The following is a 24,649-nucleotide window of genomic DNA, read 5'->3' on the forward strand; positions in this document are numbered from 1 at the left end:
CCCCTTTGTGGGTTGGCGTGCCTGACTCGGCAGCTAGGAAGGTCAGACATCCAGGAAGCGAACGTCTTTGGCGTTGCGGGTGATGAAGCTGCGGCGCGCGTCGACGTCTTCGCCCATCAGGATCGAGAACAGCTCGTCGGCCGCCGCGGCGTCGTCCAGGGTGACTTGACGCAGCACCCGCACCGACGGGTCCATCGTGGTTTCCCACAACTCCTTCGCGTCCATTTCACCGAGACCCTTGTACCGCTGGATGCCGTCCTCTTTGTTGATCTTCTTTCCGGACTTCAGTCCCGCCTCCAGCAGGCCATCGCGCTCGCGGTCGGAGTAGGCGAATTCGGGTTCGGTGCGCTGCCACTTCAACTTGTAGAGCGGCGGCTGCGCCAAGAACACGTGCCCGTTCTCGATGAGCGGCCGCATAAACCGGAACAGCAGCGTCAGCAGGAGGGTCGAGATGTGCTGGCCGTCCACGTCTGCGTCGGCCATCAGCACGATCTTGTGGTAGCGCAGCTTGGTGAGGTCGAACTCGTCGTGAATCCCGGTACCCAGCGCGGTGATGATCGCCTGGACTTCGGTGTTCTTCAGCACCCGGTCGATGCGTGCCTTTTCGACGTTGATGATCTTGCCGCGCAACGGAAGGATCGCCTGGAACATCGAGTCGCGACCGCTCTTCGCCGAGCCGCCGGCCGAATCACCCTCCACCACATAGAGTTCCGACTTGCGCGGGTCGGTGGAGCGGCAGTCGGCGAGCTTGCCGGGCAGCCCGCCGAGGTCGGTGGCGCTCTTGCGGCGCACCAGCTCTCGTGCCTTACGGGCCGCGATGCGCGCCTGCGCCGACGACACCGCCTTGTTCACAACGGTTTTGGCCTCCGAGGGATTGGCCTCGAACCAGTGCGTCAGCTGTTCGTTGCATACCCTCTGCACGAACGACTTGACCTCGGTGTTGCCCAGTTTCGTCTTGGTCTGGCCCTCGAACTGGGGCTCGGCCACCTTGACCGAGATGACCGCCGCCAAGCCTTCCCGGATGTCGTCGCCGGTGAGGTTGGGGTCCTTGTCCTTGAGCAGCTTCTTGTCTTTCGCGTATTTGTTCACCACCGAGGTCAAGGCGCTCCGGAAGCCCTCTTCGTGGGTTCCTCCCTCGTGAGTGTTGATGGTGTTGGCGAAGGTGTGCACCGACTCCGAGTAGCCGCCGTTCCACTGCATGGCGATTTCGACTTCGTGGCCCGGGCCTTTTCCGTCGAAGTCGATCACGCTCTGCTGGATCGGGCTCTTGGTGCGGTTGATGTGCTTGACGAAATCGACCAGCCCACCCGGGTAGTGGAATGTGCGGTGCTTGACCTTGTGCGGCGCAGTCGATTCCGCCGCCTTCTCCTCGGCGGACTTGGGCGCCTCGGCGGTGTCGCTGACCACCTCGTCGACGACCTCGTCCTGCTCTACTCGTTCGTCGGTGAGATTGATCGTGAGACCTTTATTGAGGAAGGCCATCTCCTGGAGGCGCCGCGCCACGGTCTCGAAGTCGTACTGCGTGGTCTCGAAGATCTCGGAATCGGCCCAGAACCTGATCGTGGTGCCGGTCTTCTTGGTGGCCTCGCCTTGCTTGAGCGTGCCGGGCACGGCGCGGTCGTAGTACTGGAACCACTCGTGGCCGTCACGTTTGATGCTGACTTCCAGGCGGGTGGACAGCGCGTTGACCACCGAGACGCCGACGCCGTGCAACCCCCCACTGACGGTGTAGCCACTGTTCTCGCCACCGAACTTGCCGCCGGCGTGCAGCTGGGTCATCACCACGTCAACGGTGGGGGCCCCGGTGGCGTGCATGGCCACCGGAATGCCGCGCCCGTCGTCGGTCACCTCCACGCTGCCGTCATCGAGCAGCCGCACATCGACCTTGCTGGCGTAACCGGCCATCGCCTCGTCGACCGAGTTGTCGACCACCTCCCAGATGAGGTGGTGCAGCCCGCGCTCACCGGTGGACCCGATGTACATGCCGGGGCGTTTGCGGACGGCCTCCAGCCCTTCGAGCACGGTGATCGCTGAAGCGCCGTATTCGTCTTGCGCCTTCTTCTTCTGGGCAGCCACGGTCGGAATGCTCTCCTTGGGGTTTCATGCGGGCGGTTCCAGTCACCGCATCAGCCGCATGCCACCAGTCTACCGTGATGGGCCGTCCGCACCGATTCTCTGGGCGCGTTTCTACCCAGCTAACCGCGCCGTGCGGACGATTTCTCTATTCCCGCCGCGTCCCGACGTGCGTCAAGGCACTTCACGTCGTCCTGGCGGCTTTGAGCGGCCAGTTGATAAAGCGGTGTCTGGGGATCGTCGGCGCCGGTCGAGGCGCTAGCCGTAGGTGTCGCGCGGACCCCTCCCGGCGATATGACGGGGCCCCTTGCGCCACGACGGCGCGGCCGGGCCGGTGATTTTCAGCGACGTCACGACCCCGTTGCCGACCGCCGCGGCGATCTTGGCCAACAGCTGCGACTGAACCATCCGCAGCTGGGTGGCCCACGCCGTGGATTCGGCGGTCACGCTCAGCACCCCGTCATTCAACGCCGTCGCCGTCGCATGGTCGGCGATCTGCTGGCCCACTACCGACGACCAGTTGCCCAACACCGTCCCCTCGGCGACCTGCGTCGACCAACCGCGCTTCTTCGCCAAGTCGCGCGCCAACCTGCCCAGCGGCTGGGGATCCCGGGCGTCGGGCCCAGGGCCCGACCAGCGTCGTCGCTGACCCGCGACCCGTCGGGTCGCCGGCGGGGTCGACCGTCCCCGCCCGGCGTCCTTCCCTTGCGCACGGGCCGCGGCGCGGGCTTCCTCGAGGGTGCGCCTGACCAAATCGATGCCCCGCAACGGACCGGGATGTGCGGTGCCGGAACTTTGTTCCTCGCTGTCGGTCACGACCGCACCACCGAGACCCGACCGAGGTCGTCGTCGCGCAAGTCGATGTGCACCCGCGTGGTGTCCCAGTCCGCTGGAATGTCTTCCAGCACCGCGGCGGTCACCAGGACCTGCTCCGCCGATTCCGCGACCGTCGCCAATGCTCGACGGCGGGCCGCGTCGAGTTCGGCGAACACATCGTCGAGCAGCAACACCGGTTCACTCCCGTCGGCTCGCAGCAATTCGTACGACGCCAACCGCAGCGCCACCGCGAAAGACCACGATTCCCCATGGCTGGCAAAGCCTTTCGCGGGTTGATCACCCAGCCACAGCTCCAGATCGTCGCGATGCGGCCCGACCAGACACATTCCGCGATCCAACTCCGCGTCGCGGCGTTCGGCCAGCGCGGCCAACAGGGCCGCCTCCAGAAACTCGCGGTCGTTGCCGCCCCCGTCCGCCGCCGCGTGTCCGCCGAGGCTGGTGCGATACGCGATCGCCGCCGGCCGCGACGCCGGGGCCAACAACTGATAAGCCTTCTCCACCTCCGGCGCCAGCTGGTTGACCAGGTCGATGCGCGCGGCCATCAACTCCGCGCCGTGCTCCGCCAACCGGCTGTCCCACACGTCGAGGGTGTCCAGGGCGCCGCGGTCACCCCGGTGCCGGATTCCGGCAGCGGACTTCAGCAATGCGGTGCGCTGGCGCAGAACCTTCTCGTAATCCGCGCGCACCGCCGCCACCGCCGGCCGCCGGACCGTCGCCAGGTCATCCAGGTAGCGGCGCCGCTCCGCGGGATCCCCGCGCACCAAGGCCAAGTCTTCGGGAGCAAACAGCACGGCGCGTAAAACTCCGAGCACCTCGCGCGTGCTACGCACCGGTGAGCGATTCAACCGCGCCTTGTTGGCCCGCCCAGCCGCGATCTCCAGGTCGATCGCGCATTCCCTGCCCTCGTTGACCACGATCGTCGACACCACCGCGCGGTCGGCACCCACCCGGATCAGCGGTGTATCGGTGCCTACTCGATGCGAACCCAATGTTGTCGAAAACCACAGCGCCTCAATGAGATTCGTCTTACCGAATCCATTAGATCCGATGAACACCGTCCGGCCCGGCTGCAGTTCGAGGTCGGCGTGCGCCCAGGACCGGAAATCGCGCAGTCCCAAATGCCGGACGTACACCTATCCGGGCAACCGAACTGGCATCAACAGATAGACATAATCCGTCGGCAACGCCCCGAAGGGCCCGTTGCCGGTGGGCGGACTGTCGTCGGCCGAAGCCGGCCGCAGCAACGCCGGCTTACCCGGCGTCGTGAAACCGAACGACACCCGCTCCGAATGAACGGCCGCGAGGCCATCGGTGAGGTACGTCGGGTTGAACGCAATCGTTAACGGCTCGCCGACGAAATCGACCGCAAGATCCTCCTCAGCCCGGCCGACATCGTCGGCGCCCGCGGACAGCCGCAGCGAGCCCTCGGAGAATTCCATCCGCACCTGGGCGCCCCGATCGGCCACCAACGCAACCAGCTTGATCGCCTCGGTCAACTCGGCCACGTTGATGGTGGCCACCGCCGTGTGCTCGGCCGGCAACAGCTGGCGGAACTTCGGGAACTCCGCATCGAGGAGCCGCGTCGTACTCCGCTTGCCGTTCCCGCTGATGCCGAGCAGACCGTCTTTGCCGACCCCACTGCCTGCTCCCAGCGACAAACGGACCTCGGCACCGTCAGCGCCCGCTCTCGCCGCCTCGGCCAACGTCTTCGCCGGTACCAGGACGGCCGCTTCGATGTCGGGCGACGACGCAGACCAGGTCAGCTCGCGCACCGCGAGGCGGAACCGATCGGTGGCGGCCAAAACCACCGTGTTACCCGAGATCTCGACCCGGATCCCGGTCAGCATCGGCAGCGTGTCGTCGCGGCCGGCCGCAATGGCCACTTGACTGATCGCCTCCGCGAAGAGCTCAGCGGGCAGCATCCCCGTCTCTTCCGGCAAGCCCGGCAGCGTCGGGTAATCCTCGACAGCCATCGTCGGCAGCGAGAATCTGGCGCTGCCGCAGTTCAGGGCGACGCGATTACCGTCGACGTAAAAGTCAACGGGCTTGTTCGGCAACGCCCGGGTGATGTCTGACAACAACCGTCCGGATACCAAAACACTTCCGGGAGAAGCGATTTCCGCTGCAACCTGCGCTTCGGCGGAAACTTCGTAGTCGAATCCGGAGATGGTCAAGCCCTCATCGGACCCGGATAACAACACTCCCGACAGCACCGGCACCGCCGGCCGGGTCGGCAGATTCTTCGCCACCCACGACACCGCGTCGGCGAAGGACTCCCGCACCAAACGAAACTTCAAGTCGCTGAGGCCAGCTCTTGTCGTCGCCGCGTCCATAGCGTCCCTTCACCTGCCGAGCGTTTAAAAGTCAGTGGCTAGCCTCTCCCCGCTAGCTTGGGGCTCCGCCACGAACGCCACTGACATGTCATGCCACCGGCGACCGCAACGGCAGTCGAAGAACAACCGTAGATCGTCTGGGGCCATCTTGAAAGCTAATCGCGAAGCCCGACAAGCTGGGTTACCGGCGGATCCTCGACGGGCATTCGAGCACGCGTCCTCAACGCTGTATTTCAAAGAAGAAATGACGAAGAGATCTCAGTACTAGTAATAAGGCCTGTGCAGACTGGGGACAGCGACGGTTTGATGCAGCTAGGGCAGGGGATCGGGCTGTGCATCACCGCGTGGACAACTGTGTGTCGAGTGTTGGGCCGCTGGGGAGGAAGGACGGCTGTGCACGCGGCGCCGCTTAGTACACGGGTGTTTGATTGCGTTGTGCACAGTCCTGCGCACAACCCGTGGGTGTGTCGGGTGTGACAGACGTGCGAGAAGTTTTTTGGAATTAATTGCGCGGGCAGGGCGCAGAGAGCCCCGGCGTCAGCGCTTGGAGCGTTGCCGGATGCGAGTGGTGAGCTCTTTGACGTGATCGAAGACCTCACGCCGCTCGGCCATCTCGGACAAGATCTTGCGCTGCGCGTACATCACCGTGGTGTGGTCACGACCGAATGCCTGGCCGATCTTGGGCAGCGACAGGTCGGTGAGCTCCCGGCACAGGTACATCGCGATCTGGCGTGACTGCGCCAGCGCGCGGGTCTTGCCGGGGCCGCGTAGTTCTTCCACGGTGGTGTCGAAGTATTCGGCCGTCGCCGCCATGATGGTCGCCGCGCTGATCTGCATCGTGCTGGCATCGGCGATGAGATCGCGCAGCACGATCTCGGCCAGCGCCTTATCGATCGGCGTCTTGTTCAACGAGGCGAACGCGGTAACGCGGATGAGGGCGCCCTCGAGTTCGCGGATGTTGCGTTCGATGCTGCTGGCGATGAGCTCCAGGACGTCGTCGGGAACCGCGAGCCGCTCCATCTGTGCCTTCTTACGCAAGATGGCGATGCGGGTCTCGAGTTCGGGAGGCTGGACGTCGGTGATCAAGCCCCACTCGAACCGGGTGCGGAGGCGGTCTTCGAGGGTGGCGAGTTGTTTGGGGGGGCGGTCCGAGGAGATGACGATCTGCTTGTTGGCGTTATGCAGGGTGTTGAAGGTATGGAAGAACTCTTCCTGGATACCTTCCTTGCCCTCGATGAACTGAATGTCATCGACGAGCAGCACGTCGACGTCGCGGTAGCTGCGCTTGAATGCGACCTTGCGGTCGTCGCGCAGCGAGTTGATGAAGTCGTTGGTGAATTCCTCGGTGGAGACGTATTTGACCCGCATGCCGGGGAACAACCGCTGCGCGTAGTTCCCTGCGGCATGCAGCAGGTGGGTCTTCCCCAGACCGGATTCACCCCAGATGAAGAGTGGGTTGTAAGCGCGCGCCGGTGCCTCGGCGATGGCCAGAGCCGCGGCGTGCGCGAAGCGATTGGAGGCTCCGATGACGAAGGTGTCGAAGGTGTAGCGGCGGTTCAGGCTCGTACCGCCGGCTACCGCCGGATCGGCGGAATGCGGACGCTCGGTGAAGTAGTTCGGCCAACTCTGCGGCGCACCCTCGGCCCCGTCGCCGTTCTCCTCTGCCTCATCGGTGTCGATGGCGTCGTCTTCCGCGAACGACGCTTCGGCTTGGGGAAATGGTTCACCTTGCGGAATCACAACATCGTCGGCGTCGTCGTCGGGCGGCGCGATGCGCACCCCGAGCTGGATCTGCTGTCCGAGGCGGCGGCTGAGGGCGTCGGTGATGGGGGCGCGGAGATGACGCTCGATTTCGTTCTGGACGAAACTGCTCGGCACCGACAGCAGCGCGAATCCCTCGACGATGGTCAACGGCTGCACCAGGTTCAGCCAGGCCCGTTGCTGTGGTGTCAGGGGAGTAATCAGCGTGGTGCGGTTGGCGGCTATCCCGTCGGGGGTGGATTCGCCGGTGAGTTCGGAAACAACCGCGTTCCACACGGTCGTGAAACCTGAACCGGGGTCATCGGTCAACGACGCATCCCCCTGGTTCTCGAGCATCCCGGGTCAAGCTACAACCACGCTTGGTGACAAAGCGACTGTCCACATAGTTATACACAGGTGTGGACAGGATGAGCGTATGCGAACCCGAACCTACCGGCGACGGCTTGCGATCTCCGCGCTGGAAGAAAACCGTTGACGGCTGTCTAGGCAGCTAGTCGACCCACCATCCTTGCTTCGTTGTGGAGCGCCGTTGCAGTCTAAAACGACACTGGCAGAAGCTAACAGTTTTCCGTGCGGCTGCCAACCGTTCTGCTGCATTCCAATCGGGTTGTTTAGGGTCGCTTGGGCCCGGTGCCGCTCGCGACCGGGGGGTGCGTTGGGGCAGGCCAGGTTTGACCAGGCGAAGCGTGGTCAGTACCCTCAAACAGTCGCCCGAAAGTCGGCGATGCGGCTGCGACCCAGGTCTGCCTGGGGACCGCGCCGGCCAGCAGCAAGATTACCTCCGACCGACCCGCAGACGAACCTGAGCGAGACGTCTGGCCGGCCGGATGGAAATGCGAGACACAACGAGGAGAACGTCGTGGCCAAGGGCAAGCGGACCTTCCAGCCGAACAACCGGCGCCGAGCCCGCGTGCATGGCTTCCGGTTGCGCATGCGAACCCGCGCCGGACGCTCGATTGTGTCGAGCCGGCGCCGTAAGGGGCGCCGCGCGCTATCTGCCTGATCGCAACGTCAGGTTTTTCGGCGGTGCTTTCCGCACGCAACCGCATGAGGCGGTCAACGGAGTTTGACGCGACGGTGAAACACGGCGCCCGCGCCTCGCAGCCCGACATCGTGGTCCACGTCCGGCGGGCGGGCGATCACGATGTGACGACGGCTCCGAGGGTCGGATTGATTGTCGGCAAGTCGGTGGGCTCGGCCGTGGAACGCCATCGAGTATCACGCCGGCTGCGGCATGTGGCGCGATCCGCTTTGGGTGACCTCCAAGATTCCGACCAGCTGGTCATCCGGGCGCTGCCCGGCAGCCGGACCGCGTCGTCGGAGCGGTTGGCACAGGAATTGCGCCGAGGTTTGCGACGGGCGCTCGAGTCGGCGGGACGGCAAGGGTGACCGCGCCGGCGCGTGCCGCCATCCATACGCTGGGCGCGGCAACCGTGCGGGGCCTGATCTCTCTGATCCAGCTGTACCGGCACATGGTTTCGCCCCTGCGGCCAGCGACATGTCGCTTCGTGCCGACGTGCAGCCAGTATGCGGTCGACGCGCTGACCGAGTACGGCTTGATGCGGGGGAGTTGGTTGGCTGCGGTCAGGCTTGCCAAGTGCGGACCATGGCATCGGGGCGGATGGGATCCGATACCGGAGCGCTCGGGATGTCACGTGAACTTCGAAGATGCCAGCGACGCTTGGGCCCGCCCGGCGGCGCGAGGGGAGAGTGGAACTCTTGTTTGATTTCTTTAGCCTCGACTTCGTCTACTACCCGGTGTCGTGGATCATGTGGGCTTGGTACAAGCTGTTCGCCTCGATGCTGGGACCGTCGAACTTCTTCGCGTGGGCGCTGTCGGTGATGTTCCTGGTTTTTACCCTGAGGGCGCTGCTGTACAAGCCCTTCGTGCGGCAGATCCGGACCACCCGTCAGATGCAGGAGCTGCAACCGCAGATCAAGGCGCTGCAGAAGAAGTACGGGAAAGACCGCCAGCGGATGGCGCTCGAGATGCAGAAGCTGCAACGCGAGCACGGGTTCAATCCCATCCTCGGGTGCTTGCCGATGCTCGCGCAGATCCCGGTGTTCATTGGCCTGTATCACGTGTTGCGGTCGTTCAACCGAACCACCGGGGGCTTCGGTCAGCCGCACCTGTCGGTGGTGCAGAACCGCCTCACCGGAAACTACGTCTTCACCCCGACCGACGTCGGGCACTTCCTGGATGCCAACTTGTTCGGCGCACCGATCGGCGCGTTCATGACGCAGCGGACCGGGCTGGACGCGTTCACCTTCTTCAGCCGGCCGGCGGTCATCTTGGTCGGCGCGCCGGTGATGATCCTGGCCGGCATCGCGACCTACTTCAACAGTCGGGCATCGGTGGCGCGGCAGAGCCCGGAAGCCGCGGCCAATCCGCAGACGGCGATGATGAACAAGCTTGCGCTGTACGTGTTTCCGCTCGGCGTGGTCGTCGGTGGTCCGTTCCTGCCGCTCGCGATCATCCTGTACTGGTTCGCGAACAACATCTGGACGTTCGGTCAGCAGCACTACGTGTTCGGCATGATCGAAAAAGAGGACGAGGCCAAGAAGCAAGAAGCGCTGGAGCGCCGGGCGGCCAACGCGCCGGCGCCCGGGGCGAAACCGAAGCGCAACCCCAAGCCGGGACAGCCGGGGGGCAACGGGTCGTCGACGGCCGCCGAGCGGGAGGTGGACTCCGAAGCCGCCGAAGGCGAAGCCCCAGAGGCGAAGCCTGAGGCGGACAAGCCGAATCCGAGTGGACAAAACGGTGGCACGCCCAACCGCACTCCGCGGCCGGGCGCGCGACCCAAGAAACGCAAACGCTGACAAGGGAGACATCGCCATACTGGGCCGCCCTGGGTGGGTGACCCCGATTGGCAGGGACCCGTGGATGAGGGAGAGAAAGACATGACCGACGCAGACACCACCACCGAACGCGACGTGGATACCGAACTCGAAGCCGAGCGGCCGGCCGAGGAAGGCGCCGAGGACTTCGACGACCAGGAGGAGCGGTTGGTCGCCGAGGGGGAGATAGCCGGCGACTACTTGGAAGAGTTGTTGGACCTGTTGGACTTCGACGGCGACATCGATCTGGACGTCGAAGGCAACCGGGCGGTCGTGAGCGTCGACGGTAGCGACGACTTGAACAAGTTGGTGGGCCGCGGCGGCGAGGTGCTCGACGCGCTGCAGGAGCTCACCCGACTGGCCGTGCACCAGAAGACGGGAGTCCGTAGCCGCTTGATGCTCGACATCGCCGGTTGGCGCCGGCGGCGCCGTGAGGAGCTGGCGGCTCTGGGCGACAAGGTGGCGCGGCGCGTACTGGAATCGGGCGAACGCGAAGAGCTCGCCCCCATGACGCCGTTCGAGCGCAAGATCGTCCACGATGCCGTCGCGGCGGTCCCGGGCGTGCACAGCGAAAGCGAGGGCGTGGAGCCCGCGCGGCGAGTTGTGGTGCTGCACGACTAGTCGAGTTACAGCCGTGTAGTTCCGGCGGGCACCCGATTCCGCGCCAGGCAAAGCAGAGGATGTTTCACGTGAAACATGTCGGCCCGGTCGAACCCGACGGGGATCAACCCGCCTCGCCGGAGCCGGACGCCGCGGCGTCGATCTTCGGTGCGCGGCTCGATTTGGCGCGGCGGTATGCGGACCTATTGGCCGGCCCCGGTGTGGAACGGGGGCTGCTTGGCCCGCGCGAAGTGGAGCGCATTTGGGACCGCCATCTGCTCAACAGCGCTGCGGTCGCGGAATTGCTCGAGGCGGGGGAGCGGGTCATCGACATCGGCAGCGGCGCGGGGTTGCCCGGTATCCCGTTGGCGCTCGCACGTCCGGATCTGGACGTGGTGCTGCTCGAGCCGTTGTTGCGCCGCAGCGAATTTCTCAGCGAGGTCGTCGACCAACTAGGGTTAGCCGTCGAAGTGGTCCGCGGCCGTGCCGAGGAACTGTGGGTACGCCACCAGTTCGGGGAAAGGGATGCGGCGGTGTCACGAGCGGTTGCGTCGTTGGACAAGTTGGCGAAGTGGAGCATGCCGTTGCTGCGACCAGGCGGTCGGATGCTCGCGATCAAGGGCGACCGCGGACGCGACGAAGTTGAACAGTACCGGCGTGTGATGGCAGCATCGGGCGCCGTTGATGCCAGGGTGGTGACATGTGGCGCGACCTATTTGCGTCCCCCCGCAACCGTAGTGATAGCCCGACGCGGAAAGCAGCCGCGCCACCAGCCGGCACGGATGGGGAAGGCCGGAAATCGATGAGCAATCCGGGAGAATCACCGAGCGCCCCGCCCGTCCAGGCACCCGTGGCGGCCGTAGCGCCGGAGGCGGTCGGGGACCCCGCGGCGAATGTTTCACGTGAAACAGCGGACGAATTCGATACGCCGATAGGCGCCGCCGCCGAGCGGGCGATGCGGGTCCTGCACACCACTTATCCGCCGCTGCGCCGGCCGAGTCACCGGCGGGTCCTGACCGTTGCCAATCAGAAAGGTGGTGTCGGGAAGACCACCACGGCAGTGAACCTGGCCGCGGCCCTGGCGCTGCAGGGGATCAAGACGTTGGTCATCGATCTCGACCCACAGGGCAACGCAAGCACGGCGCTCGGTATCACCGACCGGCAGTCGGGCACGCCCTCGTCGTACGAGGTGCTCATCGGTGAGGTTGACGTCAAGGACGCGCTGCGACGCAGCCCGCATAACGAGCGGCTGTTCTGCGTCCCCGCCACCATCGACTTGGCGGGCGCCGAGATCGAATTGGTCAGCATGGTGGCGCGCGAGAACCGGCTGCGGACTGCCCTGGCGGAACTGGACGACCTCGACTTCGACTACGTCTTCATCGACTGCCCGCCGTCACTGGGACTGCTGACCATCAACGCGCTCGTCGCCGCGCCGGAGGTGATGATCCCTATCCAGTGCGAGTACTACGCGCTCGAGGGTGTGTCGCAGCTGATGCGCAACATCGAGATGGTGAAAGCCCACCTCAATCCGCGGCTCGACGTGAGCACCGTGGTGCTAACCATGTACGACGGCCGCACCAAGCTCGCCGACCAGGTCGCCGAAGAGGTGCGCCGGTACTTCGGAACCAAGGTGCTGCGCACGGTGATCCCCCGCAGCGTGAAAGTCTCGGAAGCACCCGGTTACAGCATGACCATCATCGACTACGACCCCGGTTCGCGCGGGGCGATGAGCTATCTCGACGCGAGCCGTGAACTCGCCGAACGCGATTGACCACCATCCGTGAAGGGACGACCATGACGCAGCCGTTACGCAAGAAGGGCGGCCTCGGCCGGGGCCTGGCTTCGCTGATCCCGACCGGTCCCGCCGAAGGCGACTCGGGCCCCGCGACCCTCGGTCCGCGGATGGGGGACGCGGCGGCGGACGTGTTAATCGGCGGCCCGGAGCTGGCGCCGGCGGGCGCGGTGTATCGCGAAATCGCACCCACTGACATCGAGCCCAATCCGCGTCAGCCGCGGCAGGTGTTCGACGACGAGGCGCTCTCCGAGCTGGTGCACTCCATCCGCGAGTTCGGTCTGCTGCAGCCGATCGTGGTGCGGGCCGTCCCAGGAGCCAAGACGGGCCCGCGGTATCAGATCGTGATGGGGGAGCGGCGCTGGCGGGCCGCGCAAGAGGCGGGGCTCGCCACCATCCCCGCCATCGTGCGCGAGACGGGCGATGACAACCTGCTCCGCGACGCTCTCCTGGAGAACATCCACCGGGTGCAGCTCAACCCCTTGGAAGAGGCGGCGGCGTACCAGCAGCTGCTCGACGAATTCGGCGTCACCCACGATGAACTCGCCTCGCGCATCGGCCGTTCGCGTCCATTGATCACCAACATGATCCGGTTGCTCAAGCTGCCGATCCCGGTGCAGCGGCGGGTGGCCGCGGGCGTGCTATCGGCCGGCCACGCCCGCGCTCTGCTATCGCTGGAGGCCGGGCCCGAGGCGCAGGAGGAACTGGCCAGCCGGATCGTCGCGGAGGGGTTGTCGGTGCGGGCGACCGAGGAGGCGGTGACGCTGGCCAATCGGAGCGACGCGAGCACGCCGGCTCCCCAGCGGCGTAAGCCGATCCAGATGCCGGGACTCCAGGAAGTCGCCGATCGGCTGTCGAACGCCTTCGATACCCGGGTGACGGTCAGCCTGGGCAAGCGCAAGGGAAAGATCGTCGTGGAATTCGGCTCCGTGGACGATTTGCAGCGAATCATCGACATGATGACCACCGCTAAGGCCTGACCCGCCATACCCTGTAATTACGTCACTGTGACACCGGAGCGGTTACGGATAAGCAACACCCGGCCCGACGGCCCCGCCGAGTTACGAAAGCGCATGAGTTTCAACGATTTTCGGTAACGAACCGTTCGGGGCGGTAACGTGCTGAGCGTTCCGGCGCCGTGATCGGCGCCTCGACGACAAAGCTGGCCGGATTGCGACCTCCTCTCTTATCCTGGAGGGGTTGCCGGTGCCATTGGCTGCAGTACTGCACAGGAGCCAGGAGGCTAGTGTCCGCTCGAATCACCCCGCTGCGCCTCGAGGCCTTCGAACAGCTTCCCAAGCATGCGCGTCGCTGCGTGTATTGGGAGGTCGACCCGGCGACCCTCGGTCAGGACCACCTCGCCGATCCGGAGTTCGAGAAGGAAGCCTGGCTGTCGATGGTCATGCTGGAGTGGGGGTCGTGCGGTCAGGTCGCGACCGCGGCCGTCGACGACCGAAGCCAAAGCGAACCGCCGTGCCTGGGCTACGTTTTCTACGCGCCGCCGCGGGCGGTGCCGCGGGCGCAGCGGTTTCCCACCGCGCCGGTCTCCGCGGACGCGGTGCTGCTGACTTCGATGGGCATTGAGCCGGGGCAGGCCGCCGACGATCTGCTGCACGGGCTGCTTGCCCGGGTGATCGACGAACTGGTTCGGCGCGGAGTGCGGGCGCTGGAAGCCTTCGGCCGCACGCCGGCGGCGTCGGAGTTGCAGGACCCGTTGGCGGCGGCCCCTGATGTGCGGCCGGTGCTGGAGGCCGTCGGTGACTGCTCGGTGGACCACTGCGTCATCGACGCGGAGTTTCTGCAGGACGCGGGTTTCGTTGTGGTGGCGCCGCACACGTACTTTCCGCGGCTGCGGCTCGAGCTGGACAAGGGCCTCGGGTGGAAGGCCGAAGTCGAGGCGGCTTTGGAGCGCCTGCTGGAAGCCGCACAACTGCAAGAGCCGGTGGGAGCCGGGTCTGCGTCAGGAAATGCGTTGCAGGGCGCCGAAATCGGCTAGGAGCCGCCGAGCCGGCTGGCGCGTTCCACGGAAAGCTCGTGGGCCAGCAGTTCGGCGAATGTGAACGTGCCGGTGGGCCGGTCATTCTTGCCCAGGAGGTAGAGCCGCTTGACCGCGGCGAGAATACCTTCGGCGATGGCGTCGCGGGTCTGTGTCGAGATCAGCATTGCGCGATCCTGTGGATTGGTGATGTAGCCGACGTCCACCTGCACCGTGGGCATCCGGGTCAGGCGCAGCAGATCCCATGTCCGGCCATGGGTTCGGCAATCTCGTAACCCGGTGCGGGCCACCACTTCTCGTTGAATGAAGTCCGCTAGATTGCGCCCGATCGTGGACACCGAGCCGTGCGAGTTTCCGAAATGAAAGGAAGCCACGCCGTTGGCTGCGGGGCTGGACTGGTTTTCACAGCGCAAGCTGATCATCAGGTCCGCCCCGACGTTGTTGGCCGTGGCGGCGCGTTCGGCGTCGGACGGACTGCGGTTGACCGGCCGTGACAAGAAGGTTTCCATGCCGATGGCGGTCATCCGCCCCTCGAGCCGGCTTGCCAAGTCCCACAACACGTCCGCTTCGCTGACCGGTCCCGACGGACCCTGCATCAGCTCGCCGTGATCCGTGCCGCCGCGACCCGGATCGATGATGATCCGCTTGCCCGACAGCTTGGGTCCTGATCGGCGGACCAGCTCCTCCTCGCGTATCGCGTGTGGTGAACCGCCCGTGACGCGGGAGCTCAGAAAGTACAAGGAACGCAATGTCTCTGGACCACAGATGCCGTCGGCGGCGAGCCCGTACTCACGCTGGTAAGACATCAACGCGTTGTGCGTCTGCAACCCGAAGTGGCCATCGACCAGGCCGGTGTAGAAACCGAGGTCCTGGAGGCGGGCCTGCAGGGTGGCGACGTCGTCACCGTAGAGGGGGGCACCGAATTGGTGATACAGCGTGCGCGCGCCGAGCCGGTAGGACGCCTCCTTCAGGGCCCGATAGGTGGCCTCGCCGACGATGCCGTCCACCAGCAGGCCGCGGTGCTGCTGGAAAGCGCGTACCGCCTGGTCGAGTTCGATATCGAAGAGCTCGGGGGGCACGTGCCGGCCGGTGGTGAGATCATCTTCGGCGCCGTCCAGCAGCCCTAGCGCTGCCAACGTAGCCCGGATCTCGGTCACAGCTGCGCTGCGGTCACCACAGCGCAGCGCATCGCCGTATTCACGGCGCGGACTCGACATACCAAAGGCCCTCCGGGACACACTGACAGGCTCGTATCTGAGCAACAGCTAACAGCAATTGTCGCAGATGCTTCGCATATTCGGGAAAACCCCAGGCTGAACGCCGGGGCGTGGTGCGGCGAACTTAAATCGCGATCAGCTGAGGTTGGGAACCGCGTCCGAGAGCTCCCGCAGCAGCGCTGCCTTGCCTTTGGCGCCGACGATCCGCTTCACCGGCTGGCCGTCTTTGAACAGAATCATGGTGGGGATGGAGACGACTTGGAAGTCGCGCGCGGTCTCCGGATTGGCATCCACATCGAGCTTGGCGATGGTGAGCTGCTCGGCGCGCTCGCTTGCGATTTCCTCGAGCACCGGCGCTACCATCTTGCACGGCCCACACCACGTCGCCCAAAAATCAACCAGCACAGGCTTATTGCTGGACAACACCTCCGTGGAGAACGATGCGTCTGAGACTTCGATTGTGGCCCCGGCTTTTTCGGCGGTCATTGAGGTGCTCCAATCATCTCGGTACTGCCAGGAAATTCGGTTGCGTCGCTTTGAGCAGCAGAGCTTGATTCGACATGGTCGGCCAGCCAGCGTTCGGCGTCGATGGCCGCTGAGCAGCCGCTGCCGGCGGCGGTGATCGCCTGGCGGTACGTGTGATCCACCAGGTCCCCGGCCGCGAACACCGCCTCGATCGAGGTGGCCGTGGTGCGGCCCTGAACCAGCACGTAGCCCTCGGGGTCGGTGTCGAGAACATCGCGCACCAACTCCGAGCGTGGATCGTGACCGATCGCCACGAACACACCCGTCACGGGCAGAGTGGATTCCTCCCCGGTGAGGGTGTCGCGCACCCGCAAACCCGTGACGGTCTGGTCGCCCTCGACGCCCAGCACGGCCTTGTTGGTCGCGAAGGTGATCTTGTCGTTGGCGCGGGCGCGTTCGAGCATGATGCGCGAGGCGCGGAATTCGTCGCGGCGGTGCACCAGGGTGACGCTGCGCGCGAACCGGGTCAAGAACGTGGCTTCCTCCATCGCCGAGTCCCCGCCGCCGATGACCGCGATGTCTTGGTCTCTGAAGAAGAACCCGTCACAGGTCGCGCACGAACTCACCCCGCGGCCCAGCAGCTCCTGCTCGCCGGGGACCCCCAGATACCGCGCCGCCGCGCCCATGGCCAAGATGACGGCCCGGGCGCGGACGGTCTCGCCCTCGGCCGTCGTCACCGACTTGACCGGGCCGTCCAGCGAAACCGATTCAACGTCTTCCATCCGCAGATCGGCCCCGAAACGGAGGGCCTGTTCACGCATCTGGTCCATCAACTCGGGACCGGTGATGCCGTCCCGAAAACCCGGGAAATTCTCCACCTCTGTGGTGGTCATCAACGCGCCACCAAACGACGTCCCTTCGAACACCACCGGCGCCAACTGCGCCCGCGCCGTGTACAACGCCGCGGTGTACCCAGCAGGACCCGAACCAATGATGATGACGTCGTGCACAGTGTCGGCGGTCATAGAACCCTTTCAAGCGATCGTCCCTGGATTCCTACAAACGCCAGCGTAGGCACGGCTGTTCCCGGCGCCGCACTAAGGGCGGGGGATTTCGGTGTTGGCCATGAGGCCGGTGTCGGCGGCAGTGCAGTTCAGCGCGACGACGTAGACCGCCAGGCTGTGGGGAGTGTCGCCCGCCACCACCAGCACGACGCCGGGGCGGGCGTTGATCTCGACCCGGCGCGCGCCCAGCACCTGCGTGGACGCCGGATAGCCGAGGCCGGTGAGGCAGGAGGCGCGCCGTGCCGGGTCACCGAGGGCGCCGTAATCCGGGCTCTGGTTGAGCAGGCCCAGTATTTCGTCCTGCGACAGCGGCACCACCATCGGCGGGGTCGACACCGTGATGTGCTCGGCGGTGACCGGGGTGCTGGGGGCAGGCTCCGGCGCGGTGATCAGAGCCGCGGTGCCCACGCCGACCGCCGCGAGCAGCGCGCCCACGCCCGCCACCACGGCGACCACCCGCGCGGGCCGGATCCGGGGCCGAGCCGAGTGCGCGACCGGCTGGTCTGTCTCAGCCGACGCCAGCGCCGCCGAGATCCGGGCGGTGACCTCGGGCGGGACGTCGGGCGCCGGGTCGGCACCCAGCGTGGCGACGTCGCAGCGCGCCCGGTTGAGGGCGCGCAGAACCTGCTCGGCCTGCGCGTCATCGCGGACCCGTCGCCGCACGCGGGCCGCGGATTCGTCGTCCAGGAGGCCGGCCTGCAGGTCGGCGAGAAGCTCGACCGTCAGGGGCGGCTCGTCGGCTTCGTCGTCGGCTTCACTCATCCGCCCCAGTGTCCGTCATGCGCTGCCTGACGGCCATGGGTGGGCCCAGGTCGGGCGCGGCTTTGAGATAGCCGAGAAGTTCGGCGAGGCGCATCCGCGCCCGGGCGCACCGGCTCTTGACGGTGCCCTCGGCGACGCCCAGCAACGCGGCGGTGTCAGCCACCGAGTACCCCTGCATGTCGACGGCGACCACCGCGGCCCGTTGCTCGACGGGAAGCCGCATCAGAGCGCGCTGCACCACCATCGCGGTCTCGACCTGGGCCGTGCGATCGGCCACCGGGTAGACGTCTTCGAGCGGGACGGTCGGGTGCGCCTTGGTGCGCCGCAGCCGGTCCAGGCAGGCGTTGACGACGATGCGGTGCAGCCAGCTGCCGACCGCGGCGTCATGCCGAAACGCGCCGGCGCCGCGGTGCGCCGAGAGCATGGCGTCCTGCAGCGCGTCCTCGGCGTCCTCGGCAGTGCGCGTGGTGAGCCGGGCCAGCCGGTGCAGCTGTCGCTGGTGGCGCAGGAACAACTCGCCGAAGGCGTGCCGGTCGCCGGCGACGTGGGCTGCCAGCAGCTCGGCATCACTGCGTTCGCGCTGGATGTCTCCCCGGGAGCCCACGGCCGGACAGTAACCAATCGGCTGCGGGGCGGCACTTCACCACGGCGGGGGCGCTGTGAGTGCGATCAGGAAGCGGCCTGGACCGTGATCTCAAAGAAGCCGGCCTGGCTTTTGCCGTTGGTCGTTCCCAGCGTGGAGATCCACACCAGCAGATTCGACGTCGGCGAACCCGCCCGGACCGGTATGACGTTGTGACCCGGCTTGAGCGTGAAGGCGGACGCCAGCACGGTGGTGTCGTTCAGCGACGCCGGCGAGGCCGTGGCCGACGAGCGAATCTCGACCTTGGTCCCGCTGCTCGGCGTGTCGATCGTGACCTGCCCGACGACGGTGGCGCTGGGCAGCTGCAGCATCAGGCCTTCACCCTGCTTGAAGCTGGGGAACGGGACCGCATCGGTGTAGACCTCGGTCGCCCAGGCGGTCGAGGGATCACCGTCGATCGCCTGCCCGGCCGTGCCCGCGTTGTCGGCATCGCCGTCGGGGGAGTAGACCGTCGCTTTGGTCGGCTTGACGACGCTGCCGGCGGCCGCGGAGCTGGGGGCCGACGACGAGGTGGAGGAGGAGGGGCCGTTCAGCCCGAGCTCGTCCTTGTTGAGGCCACCGCCGACGTTGCCGAAGATCCTGCTCACCACCGACGCCAGGACCAACAACGCCACCACGATGACGACAACGCCCGCGCCCACGCCGATCAACACGTTGCGGCGCCGCCGCGCCAGGGCCCCGTCGTCCTGACCCGCGGACGCACGCGCGGTGGCGGGCGCCGGCGAATCGTCGATCGGACCCAGCACCTCGGTCCGGTCGGCCACCGCAGTCGCTTGTTGCAGCAGGTTCAAAAGCGTTGACGCGCTGCGTATCCCGCCATCCTCTTGAACCGCGCGGACCGCTACGGCCGAAATCTGGAAGGGAATGCCGCGGTCGATGACCATCGGCTCCACCGGCTGGCCCGTCGAATCGCGCTCGGCCGGGGCGAGCCCACTGCGCACGCTGGACTCCGCGAGCGGCCACCGATTGACCAGCAGGGCATACAGCGCTGCGCCGATCCCGCGGATGTCGCCCTGCGGGTTGGCCTCGGGCATGGTCGCCGGGTACGCCAGCACGACGTCGCCCTCGATGCTCACGCGCACCCGGCTCGGGTGGTCGATCGACAACGTGACGCCGGCGCGGTGGGCCGCGTCGGCTGCCGCCGCCAACGATTGCATTGCCCGGACGGCGCCGACGGGCGACGGCGCGGTGTCGGCCACCTCCTGCAGCGAACCGCCCCTCACCCACTCCGAGACGACCAGGCCGCCGTGGCCGGTGTGGACCACGTCGAGCACCCGGGCGATGCCGGGCTTGTCGATGCGGCTGAGCCGCAGGGTGCGGGACAGGATTTCCTGCAGCACCTCGTCGGGCAACGCCCCGTCGGGGTCGACGAAGGTCAGCGCCACCTGCCGGTCCAGCGCGGTGTCGAGCGCCTGCCAGAACTGCAGGGGCGGCGCGCCGCCGTGGAAGACCAGCAGGCGATACCGGCCGCCGGCGATGCGAGCGCCGGGAACCAGATGGACGTCGTCTCCTGCCGGGTCGCCGCCGCGGTCGCGGGGCGCGTCAAACGGGGGCGGACCGCCGCGCGATTCGGGCGCAACGTCGCCGTTGCGCTGGTCGGACGGGCGTGGGGCCGCCGGCTCGGACGGTCGGTCGGCGGGGATGTCGGGTTGGAAGTCGTCGGCAACCGGTCGTGGCACCTCGGCACCCGACGCGGCACTCTCGACAGGGCGGTCGGTCACCTCCGGTCCTTTCGCTATCCGGGCTGGGATTGCCCGCTCCGGAGGTCTGCGCCGGATCGGCTCCTGGACCGCATTTACCCCAGGCGGGGACGAATTCCTCTGCTCAGGGTACGTGACCGGGGACCGGGCAGACGATCGATCCGGTGTCATCGGTTTGCGGGACGGCACCGCATGGCCCCCGAAGCGGCGTCTGACGGCGTCCAGCGCGGCCTGCGCCTCCGGGACACGCGCGCGGAGCATCACCGTCGCCATGATCGGCAGCATGATGACGGCGAGGATGAGCAGGCGCAGCAAGGAACCCGCGCCGCCGCCGTGCGCGGTCAGCCGGTCCAGTCCCGCCAGCCGGTCGGCCACATTGGCCACCAGACCGGCCAGCATCGAGGCGGTGATCGTCACCAGGATGGTGCGCAGCTCACCTCTGCCGATCAGGTGGCCGCCCGTCGGCAGCAGGGTGCGCCGGAGCAAGAGGTAGCCGATGACTGCGCCGGCCAGAAACCCGATACCGTTCGCCAGCCCCAGATAACCGGCTACCAGCTTGGGGTCGTCGGTGAGGTGGGGCGCCAGCACGGATCCGACGATCTTGACGGCCGTGATGACGAGGATGATGACGATCGGCGTCCAGGGCTGCTCGCGCGCGTAGAAGACGCGCAGCTGCAACAGCACCAGCCCGTAGGGGATCAGGGTGAACGCCGACAGGGCGATCGCGGCGCCCAGGTATCCGGCGTCGACTCCGCCGAAGTGGCCGTAGGCGAACAGCGCGCTGCCGATCGCTGGACCACCGACGGTCATGAACGCGACGATCGGGATCAGCGTGATCAGCGTCAGGCGCGTGGCCAGCGACAGGTCGGCGAGCACGGCCTTGGTGTCGTCGGCGGCGGCGTTGCGGCTCAGCCGTGGCATCACCACGGTCAGCACGGTCACGCCGATCATGCCGAACGGCAGCATCAGGACCAGCCAGGTGTAGTTGTAGATGGCGGGCCCCGAAGCGGCCGCCGTGCTGGCGATCTGGTTGCCGACCACCAGGCCGAGCTGGCTGATCAGCACGTAGAGCACCATCGCGGCGGCCATCGTGCCGAAGCGCTTGAGGCGCTCGTCGATCCCCCATAGGGGGCGCAGGTCGACCCGCTGGCGCCGCAGCGCCGCCAGCAGCACCGCGGTCTGCGCGAAGACGCCCAGCGTCGTGCCGATGCCGAGGACCAACAGCTTGGTGTTGCCCATCCGAACGGGGTCGACCGACAGTTCGCCCGGGACGACGGCGTAGACCGCCAAGGTCGCGAGGGCGACGACGTTGTTGACCACCGGTGCCCACGCCGTCGGCCCGAACACGTTGCGGGTGTTGAGGATCGCCATGAACACCGATGTCAGGCCGTAGGCGAGCACCTGGGGGAGCAACAGGTAGGCGAACGCGGTGGTCAGCGGCTCGTTGACCTGCGGGGCGCGGCCGAGCATCAGCCGCACCAGTAGCGGCGCGGCGAGCACCGACAGCGCGGTCGCCAAAACCAGCAGCGCGGTCGTCAACGTGACCAGGCGCCGCACGAACGCGGCGCCGCCGTCGGGGTCGCTCTGTTCGGCGCGGGCCAGCACCGGCACGAAAATGGCGGTGAAGGTCGCCTCGAGCACCAGCGCCGCCACCAGGTTCGGCAGCTGATTGGCCACCGAGAACGCGCTGGACAGCGCGGCGCCCAGGATGGCCGCCAGCAGCACGACCCGGGCGAAGCCGGTCAGCCGGCTGACCAGCGTGGCGAACGCCATCGCCCACGACCGCGATACCAGCGCGGCGTCGGACAGTTCGGGTCGCCGGCGATCGATCCCCGCTGGAACGGGCGGCAGGGGACCCGTGGGCGGCGAGCCCGGGCTTCGGGGGCGCCGCGGCGGCTGTGCCGGGCGGGGGTGTTGCGGCGCGGCCTGCCGGTTGGCGGGTTTCATACTCGGTGCTCTTGCTCGACCCGATCGTCGGTCTGGTCGTCCATGCCCGCGGATCTGGCTCCGGGTGGGTCCGGCCGGTCCAGGTCGGCGCGGTCGGGCTGGCCGCGGAAGCGGTGCCACAGGCGCCGTCCGGCCAGCAACACCAGCACGGCGGCAGCGGTCATGGTGATGGCGAACAGCACCTTGCCGTAGGCGTTGGAATGCACCGACAGGCGAACCGGCTCGCCCAGCCGCAAGCCCTCCGGGGTCCGCAGCGTCACGTCGATGGCGACCCGCTGCGTGAAGTTCACTTCGATCGGCACCCGCAGCGGTAGGTATCCGGGGGGCAATTCGATCTGGCCGACGTCGGTGACCGTCATCCCCGGTGGGGCGTCGACCTGCAGCCGCACCCGGATGGGGACGGCCAGGCCGTTGTGCAGCGCCAGCGGTAGGGGGCTGTGCTCGGTGGCCAGGGTGTAGGAGCCGCCCGGGTTGACGATCGTGACCGCGCCGAAGAGGTCGTTGATCGTCTTGCCGACGACGGCCATCCGCTGCTGGGCCATTCCGTTGCGGGTGTCGGGCGGTTCGGATTGGCTCAGCGCGCGCAGCATGTCTTCACGCAGCGGCGCGGTGTATTGGATGCCGGTCAGCCCGGTGCGCTCGTCGGTGCTCAGCGCCGACGTCAGGCCCGACAGCCGGCCGACCTGGCCGGCCACCGCGGCCGTCACATCGTCGCCGAATCGGCCGCGCACGGAGGTGTAGGCCCCGGCCGGCTCGGACTCCTCGGTGCGGGCCGAGGCCTCGGCAACCACCGCCGGCAGCGGTCGCGGTACCGCGAGACCGGACCGGATGGTGGTGGTGAGCGCCGTCAAGATCACGTGGGCGTCGTCGGCCTGCAGATTCCACGTCGCCGGCGGGACCAGGATCTGGGTGCGGGGCGCGTCATCGTGGCGCAAGGCGTGCCAGAACATCGAGCCCAATGCGTCCTGGCGGCGTGCGGTCACCGAGTCGTGCGCGAGCCGGATCGTCAGCGACGAGTCCAGGTAGGTGGGGACGGCGGGAGAGCTTCCCGCCCCGGCCAGCGCGGCGCCCACCGCCGGGTCGAACGGCGCGACCACCACTTGCGGGGACAGCCGCCGCGGTGCGGTGTCGACGGTGGCATCGGAGGATGCCTGCGCATCCGCGGCGGACAGGCCGGCGGCGGCAACGGCGACGGTGGTTTCGTTGGCGCCGAGCAGGTTGACCGCGCGGTTGGTCAGCGGGCCGTCGGGCACCAGGGTGGCGCCGCGCACGGACGGTACGTCCAGGATGCGGTCGACGATGCTGTTGGCGTCGGTGGTCGCGGCGGCGCTCAGCCCGCGGTCGTTGACGCGTTGCAGGGCGTCCAGGTCGGCCTGCGCGTAGGGGAGCGGCGCGACACAGGTGCGGCGGGCCAGGGCACGCAGCCGGTTGAGCCATTCGGCCGCTGCGGCCTGTCCGGCACCGGGGTGGGTCAGGGTGCCCGGAAGCTGACCGGGGCCCTCCGGCGGATCGGTCACCACATAGCCGGCGGTCATCGCGTTGACGGTGACGAGCAGGTCGGGGTCGACGGCCAAACACAACGCCCGGCCGACCGCGCCGTCGGGGTCGACGTCGTGGCTGGTGGCGACCTCGGCCGCGGACAGCAAGATGTCCAGCCGGCCGCCGCTGGCCAGGGAGGTGGCCAGGTCGTCGTCGACGAGGCGCACGGGAATGGTGCCGCCGGGCACGCCAGGGGCCAGCCGGGGCCGATCGGCCAACGGCCACAACATGGTGATCCACACGGGTTTGGAGGTGTCGGGCGCGACGGCGGAGCCCAGTTCACCGCCCTGGTCGGGGGGCACACCGACCACCGGCAACAGGAAGCGCGCGTTGTCGAGCCTGGCGGGGGCGCCGTAATCGGGTGTGCCGTTCACGTTGACCAGGACCGGGTAGATGCCGGGCTTCTCGATCCCCAGGGACTGTTTGGTCAACGAGCGCAGCGGCGCCGACAGGGTGAAGCCGGCTTCTTGGCCGCGTTGCAGTTCGGGAGCGACCGTCAGGAAATCGGCGGCCGGCTGATACCCGTCGGTCTCGCCGTCCAGGGTGGTCCGCAATCCCGTGGACGCGGTGATCGCCCCGGCGTGTTCGAGGCGGACCATGACGTCGCGGACGGGGCGGTCGCCGACGTTGGTCACCATGCCGCTGACGGTGACGAGGGGTTGGCTGGACGTGGTGACCACATCCGGGGTGACTTGGTCGATGCGGACGCGGACGAACGGTGTCACGCCCGGCTCGCCCGCGGCCGCGTGCGGCATGACGGGCGCGGTGAGCATCGCGAACCCGGCCACGATGCCGATCACTGCCGCGAGGCGTAACAAGCAGAGTCGGGGCGTCGTCACGGCCCTGGCCCGTGGCCGTTCTTCCGGCTGGTCGCCGGCTTGTCGGCATGCCGGGTACGCGAGTGTGTCTGCGGGCGGCGCCGGGGGGAGGTGGGTGGCAGCGGTGGCCTGGGTGCCGATGCACGAGCTGCCGTCGAAGCTGGCCTACGCCGACGAACGTCGACTGGCCCGAGTGGCCCACGAGCTGATCGACAAGCTCCAAAACCACGGCCCCGCCGCCCTGCCTGTCTCTTATACACATCT

21 protein-coding genes and 1 pseudogene are annotated in these 24,649 nt (G+C 67.3%); 10 read left to right on the forward strand and 12 right to left on the reverse strand.

Going from position 1 to position 24,649, the window contains the following annotated elements:
* Positions 1-42: 42 nt before the first annotated feature.
* The 5 genes from gyrB to dnaA all read right to left on the reverse strand — a co-directional run bounded on the left by gyrB (position 43) and on the right by dnaA (position 7,313).
* Positions 43-2,076: a DNA topoisomerase (ATP-hydrolyzing) subunit B gene (gyrB, locus tag A5781_RS17160; RefSeq protein WP_067208671.1), complete on the reverse strand. Its 2,034-nt coding sequence runs from the start codon at positions 2,074-2,076 to the stop codon at positions 43-45.
* Positions 2,077-2,331: 255 nt separating this feature from the next.
* Entirely contained in the window at positions 2,332-2,889 is a 558-nt protein-coding gene (locus A5781_RS17165; protein WP_067208674.1) for a DUF721 family protein, read from the reverse strand.
* The gene (recF, locus tag A5781_RS17170) at positions 2,886-4,043 is read right to left on the reverse strand and encodes a DNA replication/repair protein RecF (RefSeq protein WP_067208683.1); all 1,158 of its coding nucleotides are present in this window, start codon (positions 4,041-4,043) and stop codon (positions 2,886-2,888) included. Before recF ends, A5781_RS17165 begins: the two co-directional genes overlap by 4 nt.
* Positions 4,044-5,243 carry a DNA polymerase III subunit beta gene (dnaN, locus tag A5781_RS17175; RefSeq protein ID WP_067208686.1) on the reverse strand — a complete coding sequence of 400 codons (1,200 nt, stop codon included), beginning with the start codon at positions 5,241-5,243 and terminating at the stop codon, positions 4,044-4,046. It abuts the gene before it with no gap.
* Positions 5,244-5,780: 537 nt separating this feature from the next.
* A complete protein-coding gene (dnaA, locus tag A5781_RS17180; protein ID WP_067208775.1) occupies positions 5,781-7,313 on the reverse strand; it encodes a chromosomal replication initiator protein DnaA in 1,533 nt (510 codons plus the stop codon).
* 550 nt (positions 7,314-7,863) lie between these two features.
* Here dnaA and rpmH point away from each other — a divergent pair.
* From rpmH to A5781_RS17215, 9 genes are all read left to right on the forward strand, one after another.
* On the forward strand, positions 7,864-8,007 hold the full coding sequence (gene rpmH / locus A5781_RS25130; protein WP_073880743.1) for a 50S ribosomal protein L34: 144 nt from the start codon (positions 7,864-7,866) through the stop codon (positions 8,005-8,007).
* Between the two features lie 23 nt (positions 8,008-8,030).
* On the forward strand, positions 8,031-8,393 hold the full coding sequence (gene rnpA / locus A5781_RS17185; RefSeq protein WP_067208690.1) for a ribonuclease P protein component: 363 nt from the start codon (positions 8,031-8,033) through the stop codon (positions 8,391-8,393).
* Complete coding sequence (gene yidD, locus A5781_RS25135; RefSeq protein WP_082939399.1) at positions 8,390-8,731, forward strand: membrane protein insertion efficiency factor YidD; 342 nt, start codon at positions 8,390-8,392, stop codon at positions 8,729-8,731. The genes rnpA and yidD overlap by 4 nt, the downstream gene beginning before the upstream one ends.
* A complete protein-coding gene (gene yidC / locus A5781_RS17190; protein ID WP_156624736.1) occupies positions 8,715-9,824 on the forward strand; it encodes a membrane protein insertase YidC in 1,110 nt (369 codons plus the stop codon). The genes yidD and yidC overlap by 17 nt, the downstream gene beginning before the upstream one ends.
* Before the next feature lie 81 nt (positions 9,825-9,905).
* The gene (locus A5781_RS17195) at positions 9,906-10,463 is read left to right on the forward strand and encodes a R3H domain-containing nucleic acid-binding protein (RefSeq protein WP_067208697.1); all 558 of its coding nucleotides are present in this window, start codon (positions 9,906-9,908) and stop codon (positions 10,461-10,463) included.
* 59 nt (positions 10,464-10,522) lie between these two features.
* The gene (rsmG, locus tag A5781_RS17200; RefSeq protein WP_067208700.1) at positions 10,523-11,248 is read left to right on the forward strand and encodes a 16S rRNA (guanine(527)-N(7))-methyltransferase RsmG; all 726 of its coding nucleotides are present in this window, start codon (positions 10,523-10,525) and stop codon (positions 11,246-11,248) included.
* On the forward strand, positions 11,143-12,213 hold the full coding sequence (locus A5781_RS17205; protein WP_369817743.1) for a ParA family protein: 1,071 nt from the start codon (positions 11,143-11,145) through the stop codon (positions 12,211-12,213). The genes rsmG and A5781_RS17205 overlap by 106 nt, the downstream gene beginning before the upstream one ends.
* Before the next feature lie 23 nt (positions 12,214-12,236).
* A complete protein-coding gene (locus tag A5781_RS17210; protein WP_067208707.1) occupies positions 12,237-13,214 on the forward strand; it encodes a ParB/RepB/Spo0J family partition protein in 978 nt (325 codons plus the stop codon).
* 266 nt (positions 13,215-13,480) lie between these two features.
* Positions 13,481-14,230 carry an acetyltransferase gene (locus tag A5781_RS17215; RefSeq protein ID WP_067208710.1) on the forward strand — a complete coding sequence of 250 codons (750 nt, stop codon included), beginning with the start codon at positions 13,481-13,483 and terminating at the stop codon, positions 14,228-14,230.
* Here A5781_RS17215 and A5781_RS17220 read toward each other — a convergent pair.
* From A5781_RS17220 to A5781_RS17250, 7 genes are all read right to left on the reverse strand, one after another.
* Positions 14,227-15,447: an N-acetylmuramoyl-L-alanine amidase gene (locus A5781_RS17220; RefSeq protein WP_067208714.1), complete on the reverse strand. Its 1,221-nt coding sequence runs from the start codon at positions 15,445-15,447 to the stop codon at positions 14,227-14,229. The two genes, A5781_RS17215 and A5781_RS17220, sit on opposite strands and share 4 nt — an antisense overlap.
* A gap of 135 nt (positions 15,448-15,582) precedes the next feature.
* Complete coding sequence (gene trxA / locus A5781_RS17225; protein WP_066951113.1) at positions 15,583-15,933, reverse strand: thioredoxin; 351 nt, start codon at positions 15,931-15,933, stop codon at positions 15,583-15,585.
* Positions 15,930-16,937 carry a thioredoxin-disulfide reductase gene (gene trxB, locus A5781_RS17230; RefSeq protein ID WP_067208718.1) on the reverse strand — a complete coding sequence of 336 codons (1,008 nt, stop codon included), beginning with the start codon at positions 16,935-16,937 and terminating at the stop codon, positions 15,930-15,932. Before trxB ends, trxA begins: the two co-directional genes overlap by 4 nt.
* Positions 16,938-17,009: 72 nt before the next feature.
* Positions 17,010-17,738, reverse strand: coding sequence for a hypothetical protein (locus A5781_RS17235; protein ID WP_067208723.1), 729 nt, complete (start codon positions 17,736-17,738; stop codon positions 17,010-17,012).
* Positions 17,731-18,342 carry an RNA polymerase sigma factor SigM gene (sigM, locus tag A5781_RS17240; RefSeq protein ID WP_067208727.1) on the reverse strand — a complete coding sequence of 204 codons (612 nt, stop codon included), beginning with the start codon at positions 18,340-18,342 and terminating at the stop codon, positions 17,731-17,733. Before sigM ends, A5781_RS17235 begins: the two co-directional genes overlap by 8 nt.
* Positions 18,343-18,407: 65 nt before the next feature.
* Entirely contained in the window at positions 18,408-22,028 is a 3,621-nt protein-coding gene (locus tag A5781_RS17245) for a murein biosynthesis integral membrane protein MurJ (protein WP_067208731.1), read from the reverse strand.
* The gene (locus tag A5781_RS17250) at positions 22,025-24,406 is read right to left on the reverse strand and encodes a hypothetical protein (RefSeq protein WP_197503876.1); all 2,382 of its coding nucleotides are present in this window, start codon (positions 24,404-24,406) and stop codon (positions 22,025-22,027) included. Before A5781_RS17250 ends, A5781_RS17245 begins: the two co-directional genes overlap by 4 nt.
* 94 nt (positions 24,407-24,500) lie before the next feature.
* Here A5781_RS17250 and A5781_RS25920 point away from each other — a divergent pair.
* Positions 24,501-24,649: pseudogene (locus A5781_RS25920) on the forward strand (hypothetical protein); the annotation flags it as partial.

It is taken from the genome of Mycobacterium sp. 852002-30065_SCH5024008 (assembly GCF_001665645.1).
Classification (GTDB): Bacteria; Actinomycetota; Actinomycetes; order Mycobacteriales; family Mycobacteriaceae; genus Mycobacterium; species Mycobacterium paraffinicum.